Annotated in this window: 18 protein-coding genes; 16 read left to right on the top strand and 2 right to left on the bottom strand. The window is 54.7% G+C overall.

Translation table 11 applies throughout. The features are described from left to right. Positions 1-83: 83 nt before the first annotated feature. The 9 genes from GY33_RS0102315 to GY33_RS0102275 all read left to right on the top strand — a co-directional run bounded on the left by GY33_RS0102315 (position 84) and on the right by GY33_RS0102275 (position 6,656). Positions 84-299 (top strand): helix-turn-helix domain-containing protein, encoded by a 216-nt coding sequence (locus GY33_RS0102315; protein ID WP_235185436.1) that lies wholly within the window; start codon positions 84-86, stop codon positions 297-299. 219 nt (positions 300-518) lie between these two features. Further along, positions 519-2,441, top strand: a complete 1,923-nt coding sequence (locus GY33_RS0102310) for a DUF3987 domain-containing protein (protein ID WP_031385784.1) — start codon at positions 519-521, stop codon at positions 2,439-2,441. A gap of 2 nt (positions 2,442-2,443) precedes the next feature. After that, positions 2,444-3,217 carry a DUF3987 domain-containing protein gene (locus tag GY33_RS21770; RefSeq protein ID WP_031385783.1) on the top strand — a complete coding sequence of 258 codons (774 nt, stop codon included), beginning with the start codon at positions 2,444-2,446 and terminating at the stop codon, positions 3,215-3,217. Then, the gene (locus tag GY33_RS0102300) at positions 3,217-3,969 is read left to right on the top strand and encodes a hypothetical protein (RefSeq protein ID WP_031385782.1); all 753 of its coding nucleotides are present in this window, start codon (positions 3,217-3,219) and stop codon (positions 3,967-3,969) included. Before GY33_RS21770 ends, GY33_RS0102300 begins: the two co-directional genes overlap by 1 nt. Then, positions 3,960-5,318 carry a DEAD/DEAH box helicase gene (locus GY33_RS0102295; RefSeq protein WP_051822204.1) on the top strand — a complete coding sequence of 453 codons (1,359 nt, stop codon included), beginning with the start codon at positions 3,960-3,962 and terminating at the stop codon, positions 5,316-5,318. Before GY33_RS0102300 ends, GY33_RS0102295 begins: the two co-directional genes overlap by 10 nt. Before the next feature lie 3 nt (positions 5,319-5,321). Continuing rightward, positions 5,322-5,774 (top strand): PHD finger domain-containing protein, encoded by a 453-nt coding sequence (locus GY33_RS20820; RefSeq protein ID WP_152555035.1) that lies wholly within the window; start codon positions 5,322-5,324, stop codon positions 5,772-5,774. 4 nt (positions 5,775-5,778) lie between these two features. Then, positions 5,779-6,021, top strand: coding sequence for a hypothetical protein (locus GY33_RS0102285; RefSeq protein ID WP_031385779.1), 243 nt, complete (start codon positions 5,779-5,781; stop codon positions 6,019-6,021). Next, the gene (locus GY33_RS0102280; RefSeq protein ID WP_031385778.1) at positions 6,005-6,457 is read left to right on the top strand and encodes a DUF5681 domain-containing protein; all 453 of its coding nucleotides are present in this window, start codon (positions 6,005-6,007) and stop codon (positions 6,455-6,457) included. Before GY33_RS0102285 ends, GY33_RS0102280 begins: the two co-directional genes overlap by 17 nt. Before the next feature lie 4 nt (positions 6,458-6,461). Further along, positions 6,462-6,656 carry a hypothetical protein gene (locus tag GY33_RS0102275; protein ID WP_031385777.1) on the top strand — a complete coding sequence of 65 codons (195 nt, stop codon included), beginning with the start codon at positions 6,462-6,464 and terminating at the stop codon, positions 6,654-6,656. A 61-nt stretch (positions 6,657-6,717) separates the two neighbouring features. On the opposite strand, the gene GY33_RS20240 is transcribed toward GY33_RS0102275, so the two are convergent. Further along, a complete protein-coding gene (locus GY33_RS20240) occupies positions 6,718-7,227 on the bottom strand; it encodes a helix-turn-helix transcriptional regulator (RefSeq protein ID WP_084184752.1) in 510 nt (169 codons plus the stop codon). 127 nt (positions 7,228-7,354) lie between these two features. Between GY33_RS20240 and GY33_RS21195 the strand changes: the two genes are divergently transcribed. From GY33_RS21195 to GY33_RS0102235, 7 genes are all read left to right on the top strand, one after another. Then, complete coding sequence (locus tag GY33_RS21195; RefSeq protein ID WP_153304575.1) at positions 7,355-7,501, top strand: hypothetical protein; 147 nt, start codon at positions 7,355-7,357, stop codon at positions 7,499-7,501. A gap of 60 nt (positions 7,502-7,561) precedes the next feature. Next, a complete protein-coding gene (locus GY33_RS0102260) occupies positions 7,562-7,780 on the top strand; it encodes a hypothetical protein (protein ID WP_152555034.1) in 219 nt (72 codons plus the stop codon). 266 nt (positions 7,781-8,046) lie between these two features. Next, positions 8,047-8,238, top strand: a complete 192-nt coding sequence (locus tag GY33_RS0102255; RefSeq protein WP_031385774.1) for a hypothetical protein — start codon at positions 8,047-8,049, stop codon at positions 8,236-8,238. Positions 8,239-8,474: 236 nt separating this feature from the next. Then, entirely contained in the window at positions 8,475-8,756 is a 282-nt protein-coding gene (locus tag GY33_RS0102250; protein ID WP_031385773.1) for an integration host factor subunit alpha, read from the top strand. A 55-nt stretch (positions 8,757-8,811) separates the two neighbouring features. Continuing rightward, complete coding sequence (locus GY33_RS0102245) at positions 8,812-10,554, top strand: type I restriction-modification system subunit M (protein ID WP_031385772.1); 1,743 nt, start codon at positions 8,812-8,814, stop codon at positions 10,552-10,554. Further along, positions 10,551-11,879, top strand: a complete 1,329-nt coding sequence (locus tag GY33_RS0102240) for a restriction endonuclease subunit S (protein WP_084184731.1) — start codon at positions 10,551-10,553, stop codon at positions 11,877-11,879. Before GY33_RS0102245 ends, GY33_RS0102240 begins: the two co-directional genes overlap by 4 nt. Positions 11,880-12,224: 345 nt before the next feature. Further along, positions 12,225-15,023, top strand: a complete 2,799-nt coding sequence (locus tag GY33_RS0102235) for a type I restriction endonuclease subunit R (RefSeq protein WP_235185435.1) — start codon at positions 12,225-12,227, stop codon at positions 15,021-15,023. Here GY33_RS0102235 and GY33_RS0102230 read toward each other — a convergent pair. Next, positions 15,004-15,234 carry a LexA family protein gene (locus GY33_RS0102230; RefSeq protein WP_152555033.1) on the bottom strand — a complete coding sequence of 77 codons (231 nt, stop codon included), beginning with the start codon at positions 15,232-15,234 and terminating at the stop codon, positions 15,004-15,006. The two genes, GY33_RS0102235 and GY33_RS0102230, sit on opposite strands and share 20 nt — an antisense overlap. Positions 15,235-15,378: the final 144 nt, after the last annotated feature.

Raw genomic sequence — 15,378 nt, 5'->3', positions numbered from 1 at the left:
AAAAAGGCCCAAGGTATCGATACAGCGGCGATTAGCCTTTTTTTTCAACCCTATACGCTTTCCACGAAAGCACAGGAGAAATCATGATGCGTACAGACCTTGAAAACCGGGCGACAGTGCTCTCGGCCCTCACCGAAAAAGAGGCAGCGAAGGAACTGGGGGTATCGATGAAAACGCTTCAGGCATGGAGGCTTAAAAGCAGGGGACCAGCATATCTGAAATACGGACGGGCAATCCGGTACCTGCCACACGACCTGACCGCTTACGCCCAGGGTTCAAGAGTGCAACCCCGTAATTGAGACAAATTGAGACAAATGAAAAGCCTATGACCCCGCGCGGTCATAGGCTTTGAAAGAGGTAACTCATGAAAAAACATAAAAATAATATCTCATTTCGCGAGTTTTGTCAATCTTGGTGGCTGGACGCTCTGGTGACTTTGGCGGCCTTTCTTGGGTGGCCCACTTGGACCTGGCTCCATCGGGCGGTGGACCGAGCGCTGGTAGCACGGGAAGGCAGCCATGACATTTAACCGCGAATCTATTCTGCCAATCCAACAGGCGGCCAAGGCTTATTCCCAGGCAGGCCTATCCGTTATCAGCGTTGATGCTAAGCTGAAGACTCCGAAAGGCCCCTGGAAGCGGTCCCAAGCACAAGCACTGACCCCTCAAGAGATCGACGCCTTGAACTTCGAGGCCGTTGCCATTGTTGCGGGCAAAGTTTCGGGTGGGCTTGAATGCCTCGACTTCGATCACAAGGCGGCATTCGGTGAAGAGTGGCGGCAATTGGTTGAGGCGGTTGAACCCGGCTTGGTTGCCAAATTGACGAGGCAGCGGACTCAAAGCGGCGGTCGGCATGTCGTGTATCGTGTTGAGGGGGCGACAATCCCAGGGAATGCCAAGCTTGCCCATGACAATATCCCCGTTCCCGGTCCTGGAAAACACGAATTCGAGGGCAAGCCATACACGGCCCAGGAAGACGGCGGCAAGTGGTTCATTCATCCCTGCATGATCGAGACCCGAGGCGAGGGCGGATATTTCTTGGCGGACCCATCCCCTGGCTACGAACTCATGGGGGGATCATTCCAAGAAATTGTCACAATCTCAAAAGAGCAGTGGGAAACTCTGATACGGGCGGCCCGCTTCCTGGATCGACTACCGGCCAAGCCCAAACAGGAACCCCGGCAAGCTGATGACCAGGGAGACCGTCCTGGCGATCAATTCAATGAGCAGGGCGATCCCTGGCCTATCCTGGAGCGGCATGGATGGACCAAGGCGGGAATCACGAAAGGTGATCGGGAATGGTTGCGGCGGCCCGGCAAGGATTCCGGGTGGAGTGCATCCCTGAACGGCGGCAAGGTGCTGATGGTTTTCAGCACGAACGCGGCCCCGTTTGAGGCTGAACAGAGTTACAGCCCCTTCGCAATCTTTGCCCTACTGGAACACGGCGGCGACTTCGCAGCGGCGGCCCGTGCCCTGAAAAATGCCGGTTGTGCCGGTACGAAAAACAACCGGCACAGCCAGGAACCCAATAACGGCAACGGTTTTGCCAGTAATGCCGGTTATGCCGGTTGTTCTGGGATTATTCAAGAAAAATGCGATCACCTCCCCCCTCCCCCGCTTCATTGCTTTCATCCTGACGTTGCCCACCTGATCAAAGAGGTTGCAATAGCGAAGAGTGCCCCGATTGAGGCAGCAATTGCCCCTTTGCTTGCAGTGGTTGCGGCCATGATCGGGCGGGCAATGGGTTTGAAGATCAAAACGGGTTGGGTTGAATACGGGAACCTATACCTTGCCCTTGTTGCCCTATCAGGAAGCGGCAAAAGCCCTGTAACGAGCTTTTTCTTTCGTTTGGTAAGGAAGCTTGAGCGACAGTTTCAAAAGCGATTTGAAGAGGCCCTAGAGCGTTACGAGCTTGAGTTGTTACAATGGGGCAAGGAAAGCAAGCGTAAGGATACAGTGCCAGGACCAAAGCCGGAAAAGCCAAGACGTGAAGATATATTGGTTGATGATTGGACCGTTGAAAGCTTGACCGATACTCTAGCGGTAAACCCATTTGGAATTCTTGCCTATCGTGATGAGCTTGCCGGGTTGTTGCTTGAGTTGGACAAGTACAGCAACGGCCCAGGCGGTGGAACGAAAAACAGGTTGATGAGTGCATACGATAGCGGACCATGGAAAACATCCAGGATCAACCAAAGTCGTGTTTCATATGTACCTAATGCTTGCATAAGCTTATATGGAACAATCCAACCAGTGCAAGCAAAAGATATTTTCACGGGATCAGATAAAGCGACCGGCTTTCTTTCTCGTTTCCTGATGATCAATGCAGCAATCAAAGCTCCTTCCTATTTCAATGAGAGATCAGAAAGTTTTGAGGCAATCAACACCATTGAAAGGCTTATCAATGGCCTTTACAAGATCAGAAAGGAAGAGAGGGCTTAACTATGGAACAAGCAACTATTCTTGATTTTAACGATACGAAAGAGCGAGAACAACAGCCCCTCGTTATCGATTGTGACCGTGAAGCGAAAGAATACTATATCAAGTGGCATGATCAGCTTGCCCTTGAAGCATGGTTGGGAACTGAAGAGGATGAAGACAGCATGCTTGCCAAGTTGCGCGGGCAATGCTTGAGGATTGCGTTACAATTGCATGCCATGGATGCAATCCTTGACGAGAAAGCGATTGATGCCCCGCTTTCCCTGGACGTTATGACGCGGGCTTGTGGGTTGGCGGATTGGCTGAAAGCCCACCAAAGGCATGCCTGGAAGATGCTTAAAGGCGCGGCGGCAATGCCAACAGGGAGAGAGCTTAGGGTTTGTGAAGCCATTGTGGCCTTGGAAAGCGAGATAGTGAAGGGCTTCCTTCCCACGGCCCGGATCGTGGAGACGGTGAACGGATCAACGGATGAACGCTTTCATATGACCCCCGAGGCAGTGGGAAAGGTTTGCTCAAAGCTTGGCCTTGAGGGCGCAAGAACCGGACAACAGAAAGGATGGAGCGTTTCTCCTGATGACATTGCCCGTTTCATGAAATTCCTAGAAACAACCGGCACAACCGGCAAACCCGGCAAAAGCGAGGAACGGCAAGGCTTCCCAGGAATGCCGGTTGAAAATCGAACCGGCACAACCGGCACAGATGAAAACGCAACAGAGCGTGAACCTACCGGCACAACCGGCAAAACCGTCACGGACCCCGAAGACGTGGAGGTTTTCTAATGCTGAAAATCAAGACGTTGACCGGCGCGGGGTTGGTTGTCCGGTTGGATGCCCAGGGCGGCCTTGTGGTTGAGGGGTTGAAATCGATTGACCCCAAAGGCGCGGAAGAGTTGCGGCGATATATCCGAGAGAACAAGGCCCAGATCATTGAAGAGTTGCAAACCCAAGCCCAGGGCGGCCCCGTTATCCTGGAAGAATCAAGCATCGAGAACCCGGCCCCGTGCCCCGAGACGGCGGCCCTTGAAATCCTGGATATGGCCCGGCGCGATTTTATCCGGCTTCACGCGGACCAGAGCGGCGGCTTTTGGTGGACGGCCCCGGACTACGAGAACGACCCCGGCAGCTTGGCCTTTATTGCGGACGTATGGCTTGAGGCATGCCCGGCCATGTTCCGGTTGATGGAATCGGGCGGCCTGGACCACCTGCTAACCAAGCGGGCCACATCCGCCACCCCGGCTCAACCCGTGGAGCGCCCACGCAAGAAACGGATCACTCCGGCCATGATGGAGCGGTACAGAAGGGCGCGACCCCGGATTGAGGACCACATGCCGGAACTGTTGGCCCAGGGTTGGACCCGGCGCACCCTCTTCCGTGCTGGACGGCATCCCTACCCCTTCAGCGAGTGGGGCCTAGCGTGGTCTTCCAACTGGACGGCTTCCAACTTGGTCCGAGTGGAGATCACTTCGGACTGCGTGGGCTTCGTTCTGGCCGAACCCAATCGAACGGTAAGGCAGGTGACGCGATGCAAATGATTTTGACCAACTCCGCGACAGTGGTCGGACTCCCTCCCGGACCGGTCCGGGAGAAAATCAAGGCTCGGCTGACCATTGTGAACCCGGCCAGAATCGAGGCGGCGAAACGTGGGCGGTATTGCGCTCACCTGCCTCGGCAACTTTGTTTCTACGAGGAAACGCCGGATTCTCTCACCGTTCCCCGAGGCTTTGCCCGCGAAGCCTGGCGCGTGCTGGCGGCTCACGGGTTTAGACCGGAGATCATCGACAACCGGCTGACCCTGGCCCCGGTGGACTTTGTTTTTCGAGGGCGGCTTCGGGATTACCAGCAAGCAGCCATGGATGCTCTGGCCCCTTATTCCGACGCGGTTCTTCAAAGTCCCACGGGTTCCGGGAAGACCACGTTTGCCCTGGCCATGATTGCCAATCGTAAGCAACCGGCCCTGGTGGTTGTTCACACCTCGGCACTTCTCGAGCAATGGGCGGATCGCATCGAGCAATTCTTGGGCATCCAGGCCGGGCTTATCGGCAACGGCAAGGGCTTGGTCCGCGATGTAACTGTTACAACGGCTCAGAGCGCCAAAAACCGCTTGGGCAACCTTGTGGGCTGCTTCGGTATGGTCGTGGTGGATGAGGCGCATAGAACCCCGTGCAGCACATTCTCACAGGTGGCTTCATCGTTCCCGGCAAAGTATCGCCTTGGGGTGACTGCAACCCCCCAGCGACGCGACGCCATGACACCGGCCCTGCATTATCACCTTGGCCCGCTGGTCCATCGTGTTGACGATGGCATACTCGTTGAACAGGGCGCGGTGCTTCGGCCTGAAATCGAAATCCACGAAACGGGGTTCCGGTACGGATATCGGGATGACTTCGCGGCCATGGTGCAAACCATGATCGAGGATGAACCCCGTAACCGGCTGATCCTGGACGTGATCCGCAAGGCTTCAAAGCCGGTGCTCTGCGTTTCAGACCGGGTGGAGCACATCGAGCGATTGGCCGCTATGTGCAACGGCGGGCATGGCCGAGTGGCCGTCATGCACGGCAAGACCCCGACCACGGAGCGGCAGTCCATTACCGCGAACTTGGAGAAAGGCGGCGTGGACGTGCTGTTCGCAACTTCGGCCTTGATTGGCGAAGGGTACGACGCCAAAGGGCTTTGCTCCCTGGTGCTGGCTTCCCCGGTACGCTGGAGCGGCAAATTGATTCAGCTTTGCGGGCGGGTATTGCGGCCATCACCAGGAAAGGTTGCGGTCATTCTTGATATCGTTGATCCGCTTCAACCTATCCTGGCGCATCAGGCCAAAACCAGAATGGCCGTGTACCGCAAGGAATACGGTTTCGACATCAACAATTCAAATCAGGAGTAAGCAATGGAATCCATTAAGTTTGAATTCGTGAAGGCGGCTGGTTTTACGCGGCATCATTGCCACATTTGCGGCGGAACCACTGAAAAATCATCCATTTTGACCGAAGTCACCCTGGGCGAATACGAGGGACTTCGCGTTTGTGAACGGTGCGTAGAGGAGCGTGATTTTGACGCGAAGATCAAGGAACAGGCTGACTGGCTCGAAGCCAGAGCGCGAAAATTGCGAACTCTCCTCGGCAGGCTTGTTGTCCCGACCTACGAGGAGTGGCGAGCAGCGGAGGTGCTCGCGGATTGGGAGATTTGCCGCTCTGTCCATCCCCCATGTCCTTGTCCGCCCCCAGGAATGGCAACGCGGCATTCTGAGCAAGGGCGACGGTCCAGACACGAAGAGCCAGAGCTTGGCAGCGGCAGGGCGGATGCCCTTAACCTTGCGGACTTCGCACGAAGGAGGAAGTAACCTGATGAAGCAAAGTGATGATTTGGAAATCCACATCAAAGACCTGAGACGACTGCGCGACATTGCGATTGCGACCCGGAAGATCGGCCCGGCGATCAGCGCGGAAGTTGCAATCGGGCGGGCCTTGGTTGCGGCGAGTGCGGGCGTGGTGGGTGCCCCGAGGACGGTCTACGACATGAGCGACGATGAACTATTGGCGATTGCATCCCGTGGAAAGGAGGTGAAACGTAATGACTCAAGAACCTGACAAAGCAGAAAAAAAACAGGGCGGGCGTACCCGTTTCAAGCCGGGACAATCGGGCAACCCCCAGGGGCGGAAACTCGGGTCACGCAACCGGGTTTCTGTTATGGTGGATGAGTTGTTTGAGGGTGAGGCCCAGGCGATTGCGCAGGCGGCTATCCAGAAGGCCAAGGAGGGCGATTCTGCTATGCTCAAGGCCTTGCTTGACCGGATATGCCCGCCAAGAAAAGAACGGCCCATCACCCTTGATCTTCCCTCCCTGGTGGACGCCACGGCCATTCCCGACGCTACGCGGGCGATCATCGAGGCGGCGACAAAAGGCGAGCTTGAACCCGGGCAAGCGGTGACAATGATCCAGGCCATAAGCGGACACCTTAAGGCCATTGAAATTTCGACACTGGAGAGCAGGTTATCACGGCTCGAAGAGCAGCAGGGAGGTTGATGTTATGGCGAATCTTGAACCAAGGATAAAAAAACTCGAGCGTTCCCAGGGCGTGGCGGGCGATTATCCGCTTGTCTTCGTCCAGGGCGAACACGAAACCCAGGATCAGGCCGTTGAGCGTCATTTGGAGCAGTATCCCGGCTTAGAGGCGTACCTTGCGAAACATCCAAAACGGCCACTGGTAAACCTGGACGGGTGAGACCCGGTGTTGACCGTTGCGCGGATCAAAAGGCCGTCCCACTTCCGGTGGGCGGCCTTTTTTATTCCTTTCCTTGCGCGGTGGACCGGCTATTCACCAACTTCAGTACGTCCCGCCGCCGCCAGGCCGTGCATTTCCCGCCCAATTCGATAGGCTGGGGGAAGCGTCCGCTCTTGACCCCGTTCCACCACGTCGTTGCCGATACGGGCACGATCTTGAGTATGTGTTTAAGCCGAAGCAGTGCATCCGGGTCTTGCGGGATGTCTGCGGGCAGAGGGGGAGCAGAGGCGGCGGAACCTGTCCGGACATTATGTTCGTCGAGGCAGCTCAGGACATTTGTTAAGGAAAATTCTGGGCAGTCTTCCGGGGGCTCATCGATTCTTAGGAGGAAGAACAGCTCGTTCCAAGAGTCCTCCACGACTTTGCTCCGAAGTGCCTGAATATCTACGGCCAAACTCTTTGGACCGAAGGCATGATGTATGGTTGAACGGAGTTTTTCGAGGTCATCAAGAGTGCTTTGTAGTGCATCATGGCGGGCTATGATGTCTTGAATTTTTTTGTACAGATTCATGCTGTTGGCCTCATTGATTGATTGGAACCACAAAAGCGAAAAGCGAAAACCCGCACATAATTGACCTTTGCCTCGTTGGTTGGCAAGAGGAAGATATATTTCGACTCTGACTGTGAGGGGCATATCCATGAGCGACCTGCCGTATCCCAAGTCAAACCTGTACTGGATGCCCAAGAAGGAATGGGCAAGCCTGACAGTCCAAGTACCGGACGGCCTGACGGAAATCTCCGACCTGGAACACCTGCTTTGGATAGTACAGGAAAACCTTCGGTGAATACTTCAGGGGCAGGAAAGCCCGCTGGAGTCGGCGCTGTATCTGGTGTCGGAACTGGAGATGGCCGGACTGATCGACCAGTATCCTGACCCGAGACTCCTGGCCGATGGTGACGACCAGGAATGGGTTCAACTGTTTCACCGGGAAAAACTTCAAATGCAGATCAAACAGGCGTTGGAAAAATTCCGGTTCCCGATAAAGTTGAAACCAAGCCGCGAAGCACAGGAGATGTTTGAAGACCTGACGATTCACGACCGGGTAAACGCTCTGGTGTGGTAGAGCATGAGATGGGATCGGCCAAACTTTTTAACAAGGGGTTTGAGAACTGGCCATTCCGGCATTCTTGATAGTCTCATCGATAGTTCCCAGAAGTGCCCCGACTTGAGGGGTTTGAGACTTTAGTGCTCAGGGAGCATCGTTCATGTTGATCTTGTTTCTTGCCCCGACTTGAGGGGATGAAAAAAGCAAAAGCCCGATCTCGGTATGAGATCTGGCTTTGTTTTTGGGGGCGTTTCGGATATGCGGACCGGGAAGGAGCACAACCCATGACCGACCTCGATAAAGCCAAGATCATCCTGGCCGCCACTAACAACGGAGCGGACCTGCCCGAGCACCAGAAAATCATCATCAGTGCCGTCAGGCGAGACACGCTGGGCCAGAATACCGGAGTGCGGATGGTATTTGAGGATATGTACGAGCAGTGCCGGGAACGAACTGGAGAAGTAAAGCCGGGATGAGTAACCCGTCTGTCCTGCCGCACAAAAATTAACCGGCCCAGAGCAAAGCCCGGAGCCGGTACTGGCCACGCCCGAGGTAACAGGCCGCCAGCGGTGCGGGTTGGTCTGGACACTCGCGCACTTGCCCGGCACGGCGGGGTGGTATGTGCAACTTAGGCCCCATGTGTGTGCCAGTTCAAATCTACCCCGTGCCCTCATTCAAGACAACCCGCTGGGCACTGAAATGGAGATAACCCATGAGCACCCTGACAAAAGCGGAAATCATAGACGCAGTATACGATAAGACTGATCGTACCCGTGGCGAGGCCAGGAAGTACGTTGAGTCTCTTATCTCAATTATGAAGACCGCAATAGTTCGCGATCACGCCCTGTTGATCTCAGGCTTCGGCAAGTTCGAGGCATATGCCAAGAAGGCCAGGAAGGGCCGCAACCCGGCTACTGATAAGCCAATAACTCTTGAGGCGAGGAAGGTGGTCGTGTTTCGGTTGTCGAAGAAGTTTCGGGATGAGTTGAATTAAGAAAGATTCCAAAGTCGACCTGTTCGAGTAACCCTCATTAGGATTTTGTCTCTTTATGAACCAACAGTCTTTGTCCGCCTTCATCTGGTCCGTCGCTGACCTCTTGAGGGGTGACTACAAGCAGTCTGAATATGGCCGTGTTATTCTACCCTTTACCGTCCTGAGACGCCTTGATTGCGTCCTGGCCCCTACGAAGCAAGCCGTTCTGGTCGAGTTGGAAAACCGCCAAAAGCTGGGCATCAACCCTGAACCCTTTCTGCTAAGGGCTTCTAGACAGACCTTTTTCAACACCTCCCCCCTCGACATGAAGAAGCTCATGGGGGATCAGGATCACATCCGGGAAAACCTCTTCAGCTACATCAATACGTTCTCCTATGCCGTGCGGGATATCTTCGAACGATTTGACTTCCACGCCCAAGTTGAACGCCTCGCCAAATGCGGCCTGCTTTATCGTGTCACCGAGCGCTTCACTCAGTTCGACCTCCACCCTGACGTGGTAAGCAACCACCAGATGGGGCTTGTCTTTGAGGAACTGATTCGGAAGTTCGCCGAGCTTTCAAACGAAACAGCCGGAGAACACTTTACCCCGCGAGATGTTATCCGGCTTCTGGTCTGCCTTATCTTCATCGAAGACGACGATGTTCTGTCCAAGCCTGGCGTGGTCCGCGCACTCTATGACCCAACCTCTGGAACCGGCGGCATGCTGTCCATTTCCGGTGAATATCTTGCCGAGCACAACCCCAAAGCCCGACTGACGGTCTTTGGTCAGGAGTTGAATCCTGAGTCCTTCGCCATCTGCAAGGCGGACATGCTCATCAAGGGCCAGGACGTTTCGAACATCGTTTTTGGCAACACACTCTCCGATGACGGACACAGCGGGAGATATTTCGACTACATGCTCTCCAATCCACCTTTTGGCGTGGAGTGGAAGAAGGTAGAAAAGGAAGTCCGCAAGGAGCACACCACTCTCGGATTTAATGGCCGCTTTGGCCCAGGGCTGCCCAGAATATCCGATGGGTCCATGCTTTTCTTGCTCCACCTCATCAGCAAGATGCGCCCCGTGGCTGAAGGTGGGTGCCGGTTCGGCATCGTCCTCAACGGATCGCCGCTATTTACAGGCGCTGCTGGGAGCGGGGAAAGCGAGATTCGCCGGTATGTCCTGGAGAACGATCTTCTGGAAGCCATCGTCGGATTGCCCACGGACATGTTCTACAACACCGGCATCAGCACCTACATATGGATCGTCAGCAACAAGAAACCTGAACACCGAAAAGGACTTGTCCAACTCATTGATGCCTCGAATATGTGGCAGAAGATGCGCAAAAGCCTGGGCAGCAAGCGCAAGGAACTGTCCGAGGATCACATTGCCGAGATCACCCGGCTTTTCGGCCAATTTGTGGAGGCTGAGGCTGACGGCAAGCCCATCAGCCGGATATTCAAGAACACCGACTTCGGCTACCGCACCATCACCGTAGAGCGTCCGGAGCGCGACGCGAAAGGCAAGATCGTCCTGGGCCAGAAGGGTAAGATGAAGGGCAAGCCCATGCCGGACTCAAAGCTTAGGGACACCGAGAACGTACCATTGAGCCAGGATGTGGAGGAATACTTCAAGCGGGAAGTCCTGCCCCATGCCCCGGATGCCTGGATCGACCACGACAAGACAAAGGTGGGTTACGAGATACCGTTCAACAGGCACTTCTACGTTTTCAATCCGCCCCGGCCCTTGGACATGATTGATGCTGACTTGAAGCTAACCACGGACAGAATCAAGGCGATGATCGAGGGGCTGACGGCATGAGCTTTCCGAAGTATCCGGAGTATAAGGACAGTGGAGTTGATTGGTTGGGAGAGGTGCCATCCCATTGGAGTATTGCTCGAACAAAAAGGCTTTTCCAGATTGTTGGTGGTTCAACTCCTAAATCTGACAATGATTTGTATTGGGATGGTGATATCGTATGGATAACACCCGCAGACCTTAGCCATCTACGATCATTTGAAATTTTGGATTCAGCCCGACGCATTACGGCAGAGGGTCTAGCGTCATGTGGCACAACAATGGTCCCAAAGGGAAGCATTGTTTTATCAACTAGGGCTCCAATTGGTTCTCTTGGTATTTCTGATGTTGGACTCTGCACAAACCAAGGCTGTAAATGCCTTATTGCTGTAAATATAATTGAGCCAAGATTCTATGCGTACATGTTCTCCATTGCCTCAGTGCAATTGAACATCAGGGGCAAAGGAACGACTTTTTTGGAGCTTTCTGGAGATGCGTTAGCGGCATTTGAGCTTGTTTTTCCGCCCCGCTATGAACAATCCGTCATCTCCGCCTTCCTAGACCGTGAGACCGCCAAGATCGACGCCCTGGTTGCCGAGCAGGAAAAGCTGATTGACCTCCTCAAGGAGAAGCGGCAGGCGGTCATCTCCCATGCCGTGACCAAGGGGCTTGATCCGAATGTGCCCATGAAGGACAGCGGCGTGGAGTGGTTGGGGGAAGTTCCGGAGCATTGGGCGATCAAGCGCTTAAAGCATCTTAGCCCTCAGATTTCAGTTGGCATCGTAGTCAATCCGAGCAACTATGTAGCAGATGAAGGATATCCTTTTTTGTATGGCGGTGACATCGCGGAGGGGCAGGTCAGGGTTGACGGGGCACGTCGGATCAGTGGAGAGGACAGCAAGAGAAACGGAAAAACTCAACTAAAGCAAGGCGATATCGTCACTGTGCGAGTTGGTGCCCCAGGAGTCTCTGCCGTGATCCCGGCTGAGTGCGAAGGAGGGAACTGTGCCTCCGTGATGCTCATAAGAAAAGGAATGTTCAACCCCGAGTGGTTGTGCTTTGCCATGAACAGCCGCATGGTGCGGTATCAAGTAGAGTTAGTTCAATATGGCGCTGCGCAAGAGCAGTTCAATATCAGTCATGCAGTTGAGTTTTTAGTGGCCACTCCGCCAAAAGAAGAGCAAGACTCAATTACGGACCATCTGCTAGCCGTGATTTCAAAAATTGACGATTTGATCGACACATCCCGACACGCCATAGACCTCCTCAAGGAACGGCGTTCAGCCCTCATCTCCGCCGCCGTGACCGGCAAGATCGACGTGCGAGGACTGGCGGACGTCACGCAGTAACGCCCTGGAGAACCCATGAGCCTGCACAAGGAAATCGAGTTCGAGAACGACATCTGCTCCCATCTGGCCGCTCATGACTGGCTGTATGATCCTGAAGGCTGCCACGCATTTGACCGGCAACGGGCGCTTTTTCCTGCCGATATCATTGCATGGGTGCAAGAGACCCAACCAAAAGCCTGGGACGGGTTGACCAAAAGCCATGGCGTGGCGGCTGAGGCCGTCCTGCTGGACCGCATCCGCAAACAGTTGGACGACCGAGGAACCCTTGATGTCATCCGTTTTGGAGTTGAACTTCTGGGCCTTCGCCAACCCCTGAGCCTTGCCCAATTCAAGCCCGCCCTGGCCATGAACCCGGACCTTCAGGTCAAGTACGAGACCAACCGGCTCAGGGTAGTGCGGCAGGTACGCTACTCCGTCCACAATGAGAACTGCCTGGACCTCGTGCTGTTCCTGAACGGCATCCCTGTGGCAACGGTGGAGATCAAAACAGACTTCACACAGTCGGTCCATGATGCTGTTGATCAGTACCGCTTTGACCGACAACCCAGGCCGAAGGGACAAGGCGCGGCGGAACCTCTTCTTGATTTCCCCCGTGGAGCCCTGGTTCACTTCGCCGTGAGCAACTCTTTGGTCCGTATGGCCACCAAGCTTGAGGGAGCATCTACGACCTTCCTGCCCTTTGACCGAGGGGATAACAATGCGGCGGGAAACCCGATCAACCCAGAAGGTCATGCCACCTCTTACCTGTGGGAGGAAGTCTGGGAGCGGGAAAGCTGGCTGGAAATTCTAGGCCGATATATTGTGGCCATGCGGGATTCCAAAAAGCGTATCGAGAAAATCATCTTCCCCAGGTACCACCAACTCTACGTCACACGGAAACTTATCCGCACCGTACTGGAGGAAGGCCCAGGGAAGAAATACTTGGTCCAGAACTCAGCGGGATCGGGGAAGACCAACGCCATTGCATGGTCCGCCCATTTCCTGGCAGACCTCCATGACGCCGACCACAAGAAGATATTCGATTCGGTTATTGTGGTCAGTGACCGGACGGTTCTGGATGCCCAGCTTCAGGATGCCATCTTCAACTTCGAGCGGACCACCGGCGTTGTGGCCACCATCTCAGGAGAACATCAAAGCAAAAGCAGCGAACTGGCCCAGGCGTTATCAGACGGTAAGAAAATTTTGGTTTGCACCATCCAGACCTTCCCCTTCGCTATCAAGGCCGTGCAGGAACTGGCGGCAACTCAGGGCAAGACGTTTGCAGTCATCGCCGACGAGGCCCACAGTTCCCAGACTGGCGAGGCAGCAGCCAAACTCAAACAGGTGCTGACCGCCGAAGAACTGAAGGAACTGGAGGATGGTGGGGAAATCAGTGTGGAAGACCTGCTGGCCGCTCAAATGGCCGCACGTGCTCGGGAGGACGGCATCACCTATGTGGCCTTCACGGCGACACCCAAGGCCAAAACCCTGGAGTTGTTCGGGCGACGTCCCGATCCTTCCCGGCCTGCCTCAGCAGACAATGCTCCGCAGCCTTTCCACGTCTACAGCATGCGTCAAGCCATCGAGGAAGAGTTTATCCTCGACGTGCTCAAGAACTACACCACCTACAATCTGGCTTTCCGTCTCGCCTGCGAAGGCAAGGAAATTGACGAGACTGAGGTTGAACGCAGTGAGGCCATGCGGGGCATCATGCACTGGGTCAGACTCCACCCCTACAACATCAGCCAGAAGGTCAAGATCGTTGTCGAACATTTCCGCGAAAACGTCGCGCCTTTGCTCGGCGGCAATGCCAAGGCTATGGTAGTCACCGCCAGTCGTGCGGAGGTGGTGCGCTGGCAGCTTGCCACCCAAAAGTACATCAAGGAACAAGGTTACAAGATGCAGACACTTGTGGCCTTCTCCGGTGAGGTGAAGGACGAGGAACTGGGGCCGGACGGATTCACTGAGACGAGCAAGATACTGAACCCGACTTTGAGCGGTCGGCATATCAGGGAAGCCTTTGGGACCGATGAGTTCCATCTGCTTCTCGTAGCCAACAAATTCCAGACCGGCTTTGACCAGCCCTTACTTTGCGGCATGTATGTGGACAAGCGCCTTGCCGGTATCCAGGCCGTACAAACCCTCTCCCGCCTCAACCGCTGTTTTCCAGGGAAAGACACCACGTACATACTCGACTTCGTAAACGATCCGGATGAAATTCTAGCAGCATTCAAGGTCTACTACGAGACTGCGGAACTGGACGGGGTGACTGACCCGAACCTTGTCTTTGATATCCGGGCCAAACTCGACGCCCAGGGCTTCTACGACGACAAAGAGGTAGACCGGGTGGTCAACGTGGAGTTGAACCCAAAGTCTAGCCAAAAGGAGCTTACTGCTGCCCTTGCCCCCGTGGCTGGCCGCTTGCTCCGACGATACAAAGAACTCCAAAAGGCCATAAAGGAGGCGAAAGCCACCAAGAACGCCAAAGCCGAAAAAGAGGCTCAGGAAGAGAAGAAAGCCTTGGAATTATTCAAACATAATATGGGGGCCTTCAAGCGAGTCTATTCCTTCTTGTCCCAGATATTCAACTACGAGAATACAGACATCGAGAAGCGGGCCATCTTCTATCGGCGGCTTCTCCCTCTGCTGGAATTTGGGCGTGAGCGCGACGTGATCGACCTGTCAGCAGTAGTGCTCACTCATCACCAACTCAAGAACAAGGGCAATCGGGACATGCCGATAGGCCCTGGAGCTACAGGCAAATTAAAGCCCATGACGGACACAGGAAGCGGGGAGGTCAGGGAAAAACAGAAAGCCTTACTGGCCGAGATCATTTCCAAGGTAAACGAACTGTTTGAAGGAGAGCTGACGGAAGACGACAAGCTCATCTACGTGAACAACGTCATTAAAGGAAAACTTCTGGAATCAGAAATTCTGGCAGAGCAAGCATCCAACAATACGAAGGAACAGTTTGCCAACTCACCGGACCTGGCCAGCGAAATACTCAACGCCATCATGGACGCCCTGGAAGCGCACACGGTAATGAGCAAACAGGCCCTGGAGTCAGAAAAAGTTCGGCATGGGCTGAGAGACATCTTATTGGATCACGCCGGGTTGTATGAGGGATTGCGTAGCAAGGCCGGAATTAATGCTCCAACTCCCTGATCACGCTCACCACAACGCCCCAGACCTCGCATTCCATTTCCGGCGTCACCTCAATCACCGGGTAGGCGGCATTGGCCGGGGCCAGAAAAGCCTTCCCGTCCCGCTTCTTCAACGTCTTCACCGTGAACCCGCCGTGGATCAGGGCGATGATGATCTTGCCGTCCATGGCCTGAACTTTTGAAGGTTTTCCAGGGAAGACGAAACCGGCCATTGAAACCGTATCGGATCGGCGGCGGATCATGCCGGGTTGTTGCCAGTGGGAAATCCTGATTTTGGCCGTGGAGGTTGGAATAATGGTTGGAATGGAAATCAGACAACAAAAAAAGGGTTACGATTTTCATCGTAACCCCTTGAA

The organism is Desulfonatronum thiodismutans (assembly GCF_000717475.1).
In the GTDB taxonomy this organism is placed as follows: Bacteria; Desulfobacterota; Desulfovibrionia; order Desulfovibrionales; family Desulfonatronaceae; genus Desulfonatronum; species Desulfonatronum thiodismutans.
This window is presented reverse-complemented; position numbering and strand designations above follow the sequence as displayed.

Coding starts and splice junctions, on each gene's coding strand:
- GY33_RS0102315 (WP_235185436.1), top strand. CDS start 84: ATGATGCGTACAGACCTTGAAAACCGGGCGACAGTGCTCTCGGCCCTC.
- GY33_RS0102310 (WP_031385784.1), top strand. CDS start 519: ATGACATTTAACCGCGAATCTATTCTGCCAATCCAACAGGCGGCCAAG.
- GY33_RS21770 (WP_031385783.1), top strand. CDS start 2,444: ATGGAACAAGCAACTATTCTTGATTTTAACGATACGAAAGAGCGAGAA.
- GY33_RS0102300 (WP_031385782.1), top strand. CDS start 3,217: ATGCTGAAAATCAAGACGTTGACCGGCGCGGGGTTGGTTGTCCGGTTG.
- GY33_RS0102295 (WP_051822204.1), top strand. CDS start 3,960: ATGCAAATGATTTTGACCAACTCCGCGACAGTGGTCGGACTCCCTCCC.
- GY33_RS20820 (WP_152555035.1), top strand. CDS start 5,322: ATGGAATCCATTAAGTTTGAATTCGTGAAGGCGGCTGGTTTTACGCGG.
- GY33_RS0102285 (WP_031385779.1), top strand. CDS start 5,779: ATGAAGCAAAGTGATGATTTGGAAATCCACATCAAAGACCTGAGACGA.
- GY33_RS0102280 (WP_031385778.1), top strand. CDS start 6,005: ATGACTCAAGAACCTGACAAAGCAGAAAAAAAACAGGGCGGGCGTACC.
- GY33_RS0102275 (WP_031385777.1), top strand. CDS start 6,462: ATGGCGAATCTTGAACCAAGGATAAAAAAACTCGAGCGTTCCCAGGGC.
- GY33_RS20240 (WP_084184752.1), bottom strand. CDS start 7,227: ATGAATCTGTACAAAAAAATTCAAGACATCATAGCCCGCCATGATGCA.
- GY33_RS21195 (WP_153304575.1), top strand. CDS start 7,355: ATGAGCGACCTGCCGTATCCCAAGTCAAACCTGTACTGGATGCCCAAG.
- GY33_RS0102260 (WP_152555034.1), top strand. CDS start 7,562: ATGGCCGGACTGATCGACCAGTATCCTGACCCGAGACTCCTGGCCGAT.
- GY33_RS0102255 (WP_031385774.1), top strand. CDS start 8,047: ATGACCGACCTCGATAAAGCCAAGATCATCCTGGCCGCCACTAACAAC.
- GY33_RS0102250 (WP_031385773.1), top strand. CDS start 8,475: ATGAGCACCCTGACAAAAGCGGAAATCATAGACGCAGTATACGATAAG.
- GY33_RS0102245 (WP_031385772.1), top strand. CDS start 8,812: ATGAACCAACAGTCTTTGTCCGCCTTCATCTGGTCCGTCGCTGACCTC.
- GY33_RS0102240 (WP_084184731.1), top strand. CDS start 10,551: ATGAGCTTTCCGAAGTATCCGGAGTATAAGGACAGTGGAGTTGATTGG.
- GY33_RS0102235 (WP_235185435.1), top strand. CDS start 12,225: ATGAACCCGGACCTTCAGGTCAAGTACGAGACCAACCGGCTCAGGGTA.
- GY33_RS0102230 (WP_152555033.1), bottom strand. CDS start 15,234: ATGGCCGGTTTCGTCTTCCCTGGAAAACCTTCAAAAGTTCAGGCCATG.